The organism is Acinetobacter sp. ESBL14, assembly GCF_036668815.1.
In the GTDB taxonomy this organism is placed as follows: Bacteria; Pseudomonadota; Gammaproteobacteria; order Pseudomonadales; family Moraxellaceae; genus Acinetobacter; species Acinetobacter gyllenbergii.
This window is the reverse complement of sequence record NZ_JAZEVS010000001.1, coordinates 866,768-878,890: the sequence shown is the minus strand read 5'-3', so window position 1 is coordinate 878,890 and position 12,123 is coordinate 866,768. Positions and strand designations below refer to the sequence as shown.

Sequence of the window (12,123 nt, the reverse complement as noted above, 5' to 3'; positions counted from 1 at the left end):
AGGAAGCGCTTCAATGACCACCATGACGCTTGATCAGCAACAGTCCATTTATGTTCTCACCTTAACCAATGGCGATCAGGACAATGTCTTAAACCAAGATGTGCTGAATGAATATATCGAGATCTTTGATGAAATTGAGCGTGATTCGCATAACGCCTGTCTGGTGATTCAAAGTGATCACCCCAAGACCTTTTGTAATGGTCTAGACCTCGCTTGGCTAATGCAACAGTCTATGCAAGATAAAAAAGCCTTCACCTTACAACTGGAAAATATGCTGCTGCGTTTGGCCTTGCTTAACCTCCCTGTGATTGCTGAAATTAATGGCAATGCTTATGCAGGTGGTGCAATTTTGGCATCAGCCTGTGACTTCCGCTTGATGCGAGCAGACAAAGGACGCTTTTGTTTTCCCGAAGTCAAACTGACCATTCCCTTTACCGACTGTATTGCAGAAATTGTGCAACTCCTTCCCAATCAGCATGCGATCTGGGAAATGTCTTTAACTGGAAAAACCATGACAGGTGCCGAGTGTTTAGACGCGCAAGTGGTGCATCAGATTCACCCTGCCGAATCATTAAATCTGGAAGTATTTAAGTTTGCGGAAGAAATGTCACAAAAGCATCGCCTGACCTATGCCGTAATCAAACGCCAATTACGTCATCGGATTGTCGAGATTGCCAAGCAACGTCAGCTTTATCAGCCTGAAAAATTCGCTCACCCATTTATGATTTAATTCAACCCCAATAAAAATTAAAGACAGGACTTCACCATGAAAAATATGCAAGGAAAAACCATTTTTATTACGGGCGGTAGCCGAGGAATTGGCCGAGCCATTGCACTGAAAGCTGCACAGGCAGGTGCAAATGTGGTAATTGCAGCAAAAACTGAAGTGGAAACAGCCAAATTAACAGGCACAATTTATAGCGTCGCTGAAGAGATTGAGGCTGCGGGTGGCCATGCATTGCCATTGCTTTTAGATGTGCGCGATGAACAGCAAATTCATGCTGCCATGCAACAAGCAGCCAAAAACTTTGGTGGTATTGATGTATTAATAAATAATGCAGGTGCAATTGCACTCACCGGTGTCGAAGCCACTTCATTAAAACAATATGACCTAATCCAAAGCATTAATCACCGTGCCACTTTTATTTGTGCGCAGGCCGCTTTACCTTATCTCAAACAAGCAGAGCATCCGCATATTTTGAGTCTATCACCACCTGTGAATATGTCACCGAAATGGTTAGGTATGCTCTCACCTTATGCATTGTCTAAATATGGTATGACCATTTTGACTTTGGGGATGGCAGAAGAATTTCGACACTATGGTATTTCTTGTAATACCCTGTGGCCTGAAACCTATATCGCCACAGCAGCAGTTTCGAAAAATTTAGGTGAGGAAAATACACAGCAACTCAGCCGTAAACCTGAGATCATGGCTGATGCGGCTTTCGCAATTTACAGTACGGCAAAAGGTGAACTTACGGGACAAAGCCTCACTGATGAACAAACGTTGGCGCGTATTGGTATAACTGATTTTTCCCAATATGCCTGTGTCAGCGGCAACACCCAGCTACAAAAAGATTTCTTTCTTGATTAATTCAACAATAAAAAACGACCTTAAGACATGCATCTTATGGTCGTTTCAAAAGCACAGTTAAAATTAGCTAGTAACACCTACAATCACCACATTTGTAGCAATTGACATAACCTGTGATTTAAAAAAGAAAAGGTCTGATTTTATAATTTTAGGTTATTCATTTAGGCAACCCGATATAGACCATTAGAAATACCGATCTGAAATATAAGCATATATTATGAGTAACATGGAAGTTAGGCCTGCAAAGAAGCCTAAATATTGAATTAAAAAAAACAAAGGATATTTTCTAAGCAAATTAATCAACTGCTCCTTATTAATAGGATAATAAAACTCTTTACCATATATTTTTTTAAAAGATTTATTATATTTTATATTTAGTATTTCACGCCAAAAAGTTGTTGGCAACATACTCACAAAGAAAAAGTTAAAAGGTTCCAATGGCCTTTTATATATTTTCTTCTCTGGAAACATAATTTTGAATATACCTTTATAATTGACATTTATATATACATAAAGAATAAAATAAAGAATTGAAGAAATTGCAAAGAGTAAAAAACTAGTTGCTATCATAGGAACTTTACTAAAAATTATAAAAATAACATCCATTATTACCTACTCTTATTTCTTCAACAATGTCATATATTTTTCCTGCGCCCCATCCCAATTTCTCACCAAAAACCTTTCCTATTATTGGTGCTGCAATAGCAACTATCCCAATAACTACTAACCTAGCACCACTTATAGCCAAACTAATAATTAAAGCACTCGTTCCAATCCCAAAACCTATTCCACCCCCAACTTTCGCAGTCTCAACCACGGTTGTTCTCGCCTTATCCTCTGGTGCAGCTTCATAAACAGCTATACTTGAATTCACAGCATCCGTAACAATTGCAAGATATCCTGCTGCTATTTAAACAACAAATTCAAAATCAGAGCACACCTCAAATTTTAAATAAATCCTATTTAAAAAAGTGCTCTATAGAATAGCCAAGGAATAATAAGAACATACTAAAAAGCCCCGACAACATGAAAAAATAATGAAGAAAAAAGAACATTGGATAATTTTTCAACAACTCTTTTAACTGAGAATCACCTATTTTGTAATATACATTATTCCCATAGAAAGCCTTAAATGAAGTGTTAAACTTTACATTTAATATCTCTTTCCAATATGCACTGGGCAGAATACTCAGATAAAAAAAATCAAATGGTTCCATCAATTTTGTAAACCGCTTCTCATCTTTATATACAATCTTGCAAATCCCTTTTAAATAAATATTTATATAAATATAAAGACTTATTAAAAATATCCATAGTAAAGCCATAAAAAACATGCCAATAAGAGCAATGAATAAACCAGGTCTATCTTCAGACATAGATAATAAAATTTCTAACATTATCTACTCCTAATATCTTCAATATAATCATAGGCTTCACCTACACTCCATCCTGCAAGTTCTGTTGTAGCTTTCCCTGCTAACGCTGCTGAGACAGCGACAATACCAATAACCACCAATCCCGTTCCGCCTGACGCTAAACCAATAATTAATACACTTGCAAATGCTCCAAAACCGACCCCTGCACTAACTTTCGCAGTCTCAACTACTGTTGTTCTTGCTTTATCCTCTGGTGCAGCTTCATAAACAGCAACACCAGAACTCACCACATCCGCCGCAATCGACATATAACCTGCAATTTTCAACTGACTGGCAAATTTGCCAATTTCACCCATTTTTTTCACATAATCTTTAATCCCGCCTTGATAGCTACTGTCTCTTACAAATGCAGATTGGCTCAGCATCCGACGCATATTATTGGTTCGAATCGATTGATCCCATCTTAAAAACCTTTTTACCGATTCCTGATCTAGCTGATTATATAAGCTGGCGTATTTTTGTTTGAATCTGGCAAAATTTTTCGGATTTGCAAGGCCAGAGCCGCTTGCCCTTTCTTCCGCAAATTTTTGTGCAAGTTCACCATGAATTCGATATATGCGAGTTGCTTGCCCTTCCACCATTACTAAAGCCGCATCAGCCGCCATTTTCTGCTCAAAAAAACTGCCCTTCTTTTCATCTTGGTTGAATAAGATGGTTAAAGGATGCTCATTGTCATTTAATACTTTTTTTCCAACAATTTTTGTATTTTCGCGTAATAGTGCATCGTAGAAAAACTCATAATTCTGAGCAAAAAATTCGGCATCAAAATCTTTATCCCTTTTCATTTGCTCCAGATTTTGTTGGGCTTGTTGTGCCTGTTTTTTATATTCAGATAATTCCTTCGCCGTGGTTGAATTCGCAATAATGACCACTTGCCCAGGCTGTAAAACCCCCATGGAAACGAGGTTAGATAAATGCGGGTTATTTGCCTTTAAAATTTCCCAGTCTTTTGCACTCAATGGTTTTTTAAAAATACGCTGTGACTATGTCATCACGGGTTCAGCCTTTTTAATGAGATACCATGCAACTTCACCATCATGAATCTGGATTTCTTTTATATTTTCCTTAGCTTTTGCTGTTGCTTCAACAGTTGTTTTAAACTCAAATAGACTCCACTTATTGGGCTCAGGATATGCTTTGGCTGTAACAGTTTTGATGACCTCACCACGATATTTAATTTTATACATCAACACTCGATTGGGTTGATAGATATGAAACCATTTGCCAAAACCATGATCGTCAAAATTTCCCTCATCTTTAAAAACAGTCTTGCCAAGCTCTCGGTTCACAACCAAGAACTGAAAGCTGAAATCTTTAAATTGTAAGGGCGGCTTGAGCTTAAATTGCAATCGGGAATAATGTGTTGCCATACTATTCTTCTCCTGCTTCTTGTGCTTCTTCCACATCACTCACCATCACATGCGTAATCAAATTTTGAGCTGATGGCGTTGTCGTGAGTTTCATTAAACCCTCGGCGCTTGTGATACCTTTTTGCAAATTTCCCGCTTGGTCAATCATGAGATACGGCTTATTTGCCAATGGAATGTTGTCTTTATTCTTCACCAAATATTGAAGAATTTAGGGTTGATCCGCCACAGCTAATCTGGGAAGTTGAACAGAAACCTTCTGCCCAGTAACGAACTTATGTTGCCCTGCTTTTGCTTCAAATTTTGCAGGAGTAATAAAAGTAATTCCATCTGTATTAATAATTATTTGAGACCCACCAGCCATAAACATCCCTTTATTTGACACAACCCTCCAAAATAATACAATAATAATATCTACCACCCTTAAAATTTATCGTATGACTTTTATTATAGCCATTCAATTACAAGACAGTATTATTGTTGCTGCTGATAATAGAAGTGCAACCATTGATTATAAAATTCATTCAGATCAAACACCTAAACTATATGCATGGAAAAATGGGATTATCGTAGGTTCAGGTGAAATGACTGTTATATCTCGTGCAGTTGAGTTCTTTATAAAGTTATCAAAATCGAATATTAAAGACCTACCAAAATGTCTTAAAATTTCAATACTTATGAGAGAATTAGAAGCAAAAAACTTCCATATAACAACGACAAAAATAATGTATTCCAAGAGCACACTATCAGGAGCTCAGCTTTACACCATACAGCCAAACAAAAATGATGAATATCGCTTAGAAAAATTCAAAATCAATGAAATTATATTATGGTTATTCAATCCCGATATTTCACATATTAGGACTGAATTAAAAACATTATATGCCAATCTAAAACCCTGTTACTATTTCAATAATAAAAATGAATGGGTAAATTATTATCTCGAACAGTTAAATATAATATTTAAAAAACAAGTTCAAATAGATCAGACGATGAGTGCGAGTTTTGATATCTTCTTTCAGACAAAAGATGATTATTGCCATGAGTATATTAGTAGTACCCGTACAATATCGGGACATGGGGAATGATCCAAAACCAAGAGTGCACTGAACAATAAAAAACGACCTTAAAACATGCGTCTTAAGGTCGTTTGGGTATTGATTCGCAGGATTAACCTGGGAAAATACCACGCTCTTTACGCGCTTTTAAGATACGTTCACAGCCTAAAATGAAGGCAGCGGTACGTAAGGTACATTCTTTTTCGCTTGATTTATGCCATACATCATTAATGGCTTGAACCATCAACTTGTCCAGTCTTTCATTAATTTCTTCTTCAGACCAGAAGTAGCTCGACATATCTTGAACCCATTCAAAGTAAGATACGGTTACACCACCAGCATTACAGATTACGTCAGGCACAACTGTAATACCACGTTGAACCAAAACATCGTCCGCTTCTGGGAATGTTGGGCCGTTCGCACCTTCAAGCACTAACTTCGCAGTTAATTTTTGAGCACGTTCAACTGTGATTTGGCTTTCCAATGCAGCAGGGATCAAAATATCCATCTCTACATTCCAGAACTCTTCATCACTGATCACTTGTGCACCAGCAAAGCCGCCCACACCTTGGTGAGTTTCCATGTGCGTTTTTAATGCAGCAAGATCGATACCTTCAGGGTTGAAAATCGTACCTGTGTGATCTTGAATCGTTACGATGATCGATTTTGAATCTGCAAACAAATATGCAGCTTCGCTACCTACGTTACCAAAACCTTGAACCGCGATTTTCGCACCGTCTAAAGGTAATTTGATTTTTTCAGCTACTTGTTGACCTGTGATAAATACGCCACGGCCTGTTGCTTTAATACGACCAAGAGAACCACCGAGGTGTACCGGTTTACCCGTTACCACACCCGTCACTGTATGACCTTGACCAGAAGAATAGGTATCCATGATCCAACCCATGACGTTTGGATTAGTACCCACGTCTGGAGCAGGGATATCTTTTTGTGGGCCAATAATATGGCTGATTTCACTGGTATAACGACGTGTTAAACGTTCTAATTCACGTGGTGAAAGTTGACGCGGGTCAACACGGATGCCACCTTTTGCACCGCCAAATGGTAGATTCACCACCGCAGTTTTAATTGTCATCCATGCTGAAAGTGCCATTACTTCATTTAAATCTACATCTGGGTGATAGCGAATACCGCCTTTACCCGGACCACGTGACAAGTTGTGTTGTACACGATAACCTTCAAAATGACGAATTGTGCCATCGTCCATAACAATTGGCACGTCGACAATCAAAGCACGTTTTGGGCGCTTCAATGTGTCCACATAGTCTTCTAAACCATCTAGATATGGAGCAACACGCTCGATCTGTTCAAGATAAGTTGCCCATGGACCGTCATTTTGAGAGACATAAGATAAATTAGACATGTTTTAACCTTTTGATGAATTCACATGATCCATCAATCAAATATGTAGTTAAAAATTATATAAGCGGCTAATTTGGCAGTTCTACTATCCAAATCAAACCGTGGATTACATTCCGCCACATCAAAAACTTTAATCTTTCCGGTTTCCTTAATGGCCTCTAGTAATGGGTCAAAGACGGATAAATCAATCCCTTTAACCGCAGGTGCGCTTACACCTGGCGCAATGCTAGCACTAAATACATCAAGATCAACTGTAATATACAAATAGTCAACTTTTCCGATAAAAGCTGCCAACTTTTCGATTAAAGTTTCAACATTTTGTTGCTGTAACTCATGATCGTAAATATAAGTACAATTCAAACGATCTGCGGTTTCAAATAAAACCTTGGTATTTGAATGTTTCGCCACGCCAATACACAAATAATGAAATTCTTGCTGATGCTGTTCAGACAATTTGGCTGCATTCAGAAATGGTGTACCAGAGGTCACCTGTTCCGCTTCACGCAGGTCAAAATGTGCATCAAAATTGATGATGCCAATTTTTTTATTTGGTTCATTGTTCTGCAGATATTGAAACAAGCCAGAGAAGCTGCCAAAAGCCACTTCATGACCACCGCCTAACACAATCGGCTTCATACCCTGCTTTAAACTTCTTTCAACCTGCTCTGCCAATTCAGCCTGTGCTTGTTCCAGTTTTGAACCGTCACATACTACGGTTCCAATATCTGCAATCGTGACAGCTTGATGTACAGGTAAATTGGCTAACTGCGCACGAATACTATCAGGTGCATCTGCTGCACCCAACCGCCCTTTGTTGCGTTTAACGCCCTCATCCGAGCTAAAGCCAATCAAGGCATAATCAGCTCTTGGCGTGGTATTGACGAGTTGGTGAATCCTTAAGTGTTCAGCACCCTCACCATCTTTACGTCCTTGCCATGTAAATGAATGATTCATCCTGTAAACTCTTTTAAAATAAGCCTAAAACTAGATTGAGATTTCATTGCCATGCTGAATAATCCGCTTTGGTAAATCTCCCCCCAACCAGTAAACGATCTCGGATGGATGCTCAATATCCCACGCAATAAAGTCTGCAACTTTACCAGTCTCTAAAGTGCCGTGCGTCTCTTGTAAACCCAATGCATATGCCGCATGCGTGGTTACGCCCGCTAGAGTTTGCTCTGGGGTTAAACGGAACAAGGTACTGCCCATATTCATCATTAAGCGTAAAGATAAGGCTGGTGAGGTGCCTGGATTTAAATCACTCGATAAGGCAATCCGTACCCCATGTTGATGCAAGCTTTCTAAAGGTGGATATTTGGTTTCTCTCAAGAAATAGAATGCGCCAGGTAATAACACTGCTACCGTTTCAGCCGCAGCCATTGCCTTCACATCATCCTCAGTCATAAACTCTAAATGATCTGCCGATAAAGCCTGATACCGTGCGGCCAAGCTAGAGCCACCGAGTGAAGAAAGCTGCTCCGCATGCAGTTTGATCGGTAAATTTAAAGACTGAGCCGTTTTAAATAGGCGTTCAACTTGTGCAGGAGAAAAGGCCAAATATTCACAGAATGCATCGACTGCATCGACGAGCCCTTCTTGATGGAGTTTAGGCAGCATCTCATTACAGATATGCTCAATATAGGCATCACTTTGATCTTTATACTCAGGTGGCAAAGCGTGCGCTGCCAAACAAGTACTGCGAACCGTCATCGGTAAAGTTTCTGCAACCTGACGAATCACACGCAGCATTTTCCGCTCATTGGCATAGTCCAGACCGTAACCCGACTTAATCTCAATGGTAGTGACACCATCCTTAAGCAGGCAGCGAATTCGTTTCAAAGCTGATGCAAGCAACTCTTGTTCACTGGCTTCACGGGTTGCACGAACCGTACTGGCGATCCCGCCACCGCTGGCTGCAATCTCAGCATAGCTGACACCTTGCAGGCGTTTTTCAAACTCAACACTACGGTTGCCACCAAATACACTATGCGTATGACAATCAATCAAACCGGGTGTGACCCATGCGCCATTCAAATCGATGGTTTCGGAATAAGCATCGGCAGGAAGATCTTCAAATGTTCCAATCCAGTGGATATGCTGCCCTGAAGTGACTAGTGCAGCATGTTCAATACTGGAATATTGCCCATTTTGCATGGTAGCGATATGACAGTTTTTCCAAAGCTTTTTCATTCACAGTTCCTCTCACTGCTCAGGCGAGATGACACCTGAGCAGCTTGATATTTAACTTTCCATTTCGATGTTTTGATGCAAACTTGAGTTGTCTTTTATCGTGTCTTGCTTAGGTTTCACCCAGATGTTATAAGCAATCCAAAGTAAAACTAACCAGCCTGCCCCGACATAAATTGCAGGTCTGGTATTTGGGAAATATGCCATCATCCCCAAAATAAAGACTAAAAATGCAATTGCGAATGCAGGTGCGTACGGCCAGCCAAACACAGGGAAATCTAAGGCTTTGATTTCTGCTTTCGTCATCTTACGACGCATTGCTACTTGAGCAAGTAAAATCATGAGCCATACCCAAACTGTTGCAAAAGTTGCGATTGAAGCAATGATGATGAAGACATTTTCTGGAATCAGATAGTTCAGTAGTACGCCAACCAGCAATACACCAGCCATCACTACAACCGTCATCCAAGGCACCCCGTTTTTAGAGACCTTTTGGAATATCTGTGGTGCTTGTTTACGATTCGACATACCATACAACATCCGTCCTGCACCAAATACATCACTGTTGATGGCAGACACTGCGGCGGTAATTACGACGATATTCAGAATTGTTGCAGCTGATCCAATCCCGAGATTTTCAAAAATTTGTACAAATGGACTACCTTGGCTACCAATTTGGTTCCACGGGAAAATCGACATCAATACGAAAATCGTCAAAACATAGAACAACAAGATACGTACAGGTACTGCATTAATCGCTTTAGGAATCGACGTTTTCGGGTCTTTTGACTCACCTGCCGTGATGCCAATGATCTCAATTCCACCAAAGGCAAACACAACAACGGCTAAACTTGCAATTAATCCAGCAATCCCGTTTGGCATAAAGCCGTCATGAATCCATAAATTTTGAACACCTGTGGTAAAGCCAGTATGATCAGCGTTAAAACCATAGAACATCAAACCTAAGCCGCCGATAATCATGGCAACAATGGCAGTGACTTTGACAATCGAAAGCCAGAATTCAAGTTCACCAAAGACTTTGACATGAATCAGGTTAATTGCCCCGAGAAACATGATCAGTGACAGAATCCAGATCCAACGAGGGACATCGGGATACCAGAAGCCCATATAGATCCCGAAGGCAGTGACATCAGCCAAGGCTACGATAATCATTTCAAAAACGTAGGTCCATCCCGTGGTAAAACCCGCGAGTGGGCCAATATATTGAGAGGCATAATGGCTGAATGAACCCGAAACTGGATTGCGTACAGCCATTTCACCCAATGCACGCATGACGATATAGACTGCAATCCCTGCAACGATATAAGCAAGTAATACGGATGGACCAGCCATTTTGATGGCTGTTGCTGAACCGTAAAAGAGTCCTGTCCCAATGGCTGAACCCAATGCCAAAAAACGAATATGGCGGGTGTTTAAGCCCCGCTGTAATGTGGAGTGTTGTGACATTATAATCTCCAATCCTTGAGGAAATTTAGTTAGATTCGGCCACTCCATGTGACCGATTTATTGATCACACTTCTGACAAACTTGGTAATAGCTTTGGAATGAGTAGTTCGTTCAAACAACCACTTGCAAGCAATTCACTCGCCTGCTCGATATCGGGTGCAAAGAAACGATCTTCACTGTAATAAGGCACTTGATCACGTAACACTTTACGCGCACGCTCAAGTTTTGGAGAACTCTTCAATCCTTCACGGAAATCAAGCCCCTGACATGCACCTAACCACTCAACTGCAAGAATGCCGCGAACGTTATCAGCCATATACCATAAACGTTTGCCTGCATTCGGTGCCATGGAAACATGGTCTTCCTGATTTGCAGAAGTCGGTAAACTATCAACACTGGCAGGATGTGCAAGTGCTTTATTGTCACTTGCTAACGCAGCGGCTGTTACTTGAGCAATCATGAAGCCAGAGTTGACTCCACCATTGGCAACCAAGAATGGCGGCAATTGTGACATATGACGGTCCATCATCATCGAAATACGACGTTCAGACAGTGAACCAATTTCTGCAATTGCCAATGCAAGGTTATCGGCAGCCATTGCCACAGGCTCTGCATGGAAATTACCGCCTGAGATCACATCACCTTCAGCAGCAAAGACCAATGGGTTATCAGATACCGCATTTGATTCAATTTCCAATACTTCTGCAGCTTGACGGATTTGAGTCAAGCAAGCACCCATGACCTGCGGCTGGCAACGAAGTGAGTACGGGTCTTGAACCTTACTGCAATCTTCATGTGAATGAGAAATTTCACTCGATTCAGTCAATAAGTCACGATAGGCAGCTGCCACATCAATTTGACCACGTTGACCGCGCACTTCATGGATACGTGCATCGAATGGTGCACGAGACCCCAACATCGCTTCAACGCTTAAACCACCACAGACAGTTGCTGCGGCAAATAAATCTTCAGCTTCGAATAAACCACGTAATGCATAAGCAGTGGATGCCTGTGTGCCATTCAGCAGTGCCAAGCCTTCTTTTGCCGCCAAAGAAATCGGCTCTAAACCTGCAATTTTGAGTGCTTCAACCGCAGGTAACCATTCACCCTTATAGCGTGCTTTGCTTTCACCAATTAACACCAAAGACATGTGTGCAAGCGGCGCCAAGTCACCCGAAGCACCAACAGAGCCTTTCAATGGAATATGTGGATACACTTCTGCATTGATCAAAGCCAACAATGCATCAATCACTTTGCGGCGAATCCCCGAAAAGCCACGTGCCAAGCTATTTGCTTTTAGCAACATGATCAAACGCACCATGGCATCATCCAATGGCTCGCCTACACCAGCTGCATGTGAAAGTACTAAAGAACGTTGTAATTGTTCTAAGTCTTCTGGTGCAATTTTAGTCGAAGCGAGTAAGCCAAAACCGGTATTGATACCATATGCGGTACGACCTTCATTGACGATTTGTTCCACACAAGCAACGCTGGCATCAATTCCTGCTGAAGCACTGTCGTCCAACTTGACTTTAATTGGATTGAAATAGGCTTTACGGAGGTCTGCTAAGGTGAGTTTGCCGGCTTGAATTAAAAGTTCCATTATTGGCGTCCTGTTTTGCACTCTATTG

The 12,123-nt window shown here is 40.8% G+C and carries 11 protein-coding genes and 2 pseudogenes; 3 read left to right on the top strand and 10 right to left on the bottom strand.

Translation table 11 applies throughout. From position 1 onward, the window contains the following. The first annotated feature begins 13 nt into the window (after positions 1-13). Positions 14-730 carry an enoyl-CoA hydratase/isomerase family protein gene (locus V6E90_RS04255; RefSeq protein ID WP_005274523.1) on the top strand — a complete coding sequence of 239 codons (717 nt, stop codon included), beginning with the start codon at positions 14-16 and terminating at the stop codon, positions 728-730. 36 nt (positions 731-766) lie between these two features. Beyond that, complete coding sequence (locus tag V6E90_RS04250; RefSeq protein WP_332604613.1) at positions 767-1,594, top strand: SDR family oxidoreductase; 828 nt, start codon at positions 767-769, stop codon at positions 1,592-1,594. A 183-nt stretch (positions 1,595-1,777) separates the two neighbouring features. Here V6E90_RS04250 and V6E90_RS04245 read toward each other — a convergent pair whose 3' ends face one another. From V6E90_RS04245 to V6E90_RS04220, 5 genes and pseudogenes are all read right to left on the bottom strand, one after another. Continuing rightward, positions 1,778-2,200 (bottom strand): hypothetical protein, encoded by a 423-nt coding sequence (locus tag V6E90_RS04245; protein WP_332604612.1) that lies wholly within the window; start codon positions 2,198-2,200, stop codon positions 1,778-1,780. Continuing rightward, positions 2,175-2,468 carry a hypothetical protein gene (locus tag V6E90_RS04240; protein WP_005242137.1) on the bottom strand — a complete coding sequence of 98 codons (294 nt, stop codon included), beginning with the start codon at positions 2,466-2,468 and terminating at the stop codon, positions 2,175-2,177. The genes V6E90_RS04245 and V6E90_RS04240 overlap by 26 nt, the downstream gene beginning before the upstream one ends. 85 nt (positions 2,469-2,553) lie before the next feature. Next, on the bottom strand, positions 2,554-2,991 hold the full coding sequence (locus V6E90_RS04235; protein ID WP_332604611.1) for a hypothetical protein: 438 nt from the start codon (positions 2,989-2,991) through the stop codon (positions 2,554-2,556). Then, positions 2,991-4,400 (bottom strand): annotated as a pseudogene (locus tag V6E90_RS21830) (hypothetical protein). Before V6E90_RS21830 ends, V6E90_RS04235 begins: the two are co-directional and overlap by 1 nt. Before the next feature lies 1 nt (position 4,401). Then, a pseudogene (locus tag V6E90_RS04220) lies at positions 4,402-4,761 on the bottom strand (hypothetical protein). A 73-nt stretch (positions 4,762-4,834) separates the two neighbouring features. On the opposite strand from V6E90_RS04220, the gene V6E90_RS04215 reads away from it, so the two are divergent. Continuing rightward, a complete protein-coding gene (locus V6E90_RS04215; RefSeq protein WP_332604608.1) occupies positions 4,835-5,485 on the top strand; it encodes a hypothetical protein in 651 nt (216 codons plus the stop codon). Positions 5,486-5,567: 82 nt separating this feature from the next. Here V6E90_RS04215 and V6E90_RS04210 read toward each other — a convergent pair whose 3' ends face one another. From V6E90_RS04210 to hutH, 5 genes are all read right to left on the bottom strand, one after another. After that, positions 5,568-6,839 carry a Glu/Leu/Phe/Val family dehydrogenase gene (locus V6E90_RS04210; protein WP_332604607.1) on the bottom strand — a complete coding sequence of 424 codons (1,272 nt, stop codon included), beginning with the start codon at positions 6,837-6,839 and terminating at the stop codon, positions 5,568-5,570. Positions 6,840-6,871: 32 nt separating this feature from the next. Then, a complete protein-coding gene (hutG, locus tag V6E90_RS04205) occupies positions 6,872-7,792 on the bottom strand; it encodes a formimidoylglutamase (protein WP_332604606.1) in 921 nt (306 codons plus the stop codon). A 30-nt stretch (positions 7,793-7,822) separates the two neighbouring features. Next, positions 7,823-9,028, bottom strand: a complete 1,206-nt coding sequence (gene hutI / locus V6E90_RS04200; RefSeq protein WP_332604605.1) for an imidazolonepropionase — start codon at positions 9,026-9,028, stop codon at positions 7,823-7,825. A gap of 51 nt (positions 9,029-9,079) precedes the next feature. Beyond that, a complete protein-coding gene (locus V6E90_RS04195; RefSeq protein ID WP_332604604.1) occupies positions 9,080-10,492 on the bottom strand; it encodes an amino acid permease in 1,413 nt (470 codons plus the stop codon). Between the two features lie 64 nt (positions 10,493-10,556). Beyond that, positions 10,557-12,095, bottom strand: a complete 1,539-nt coding sequence (gene hutH, locus V6E90_RS04190) for a histidine ammonia-lyase (RefSeq protein ID WP_016542109.1) — start codon at positions 12,093-12,095, stop codon at positions 10,557-10,559. Positions 12,096-12,123: the final 28 nt, after the last annotated feature.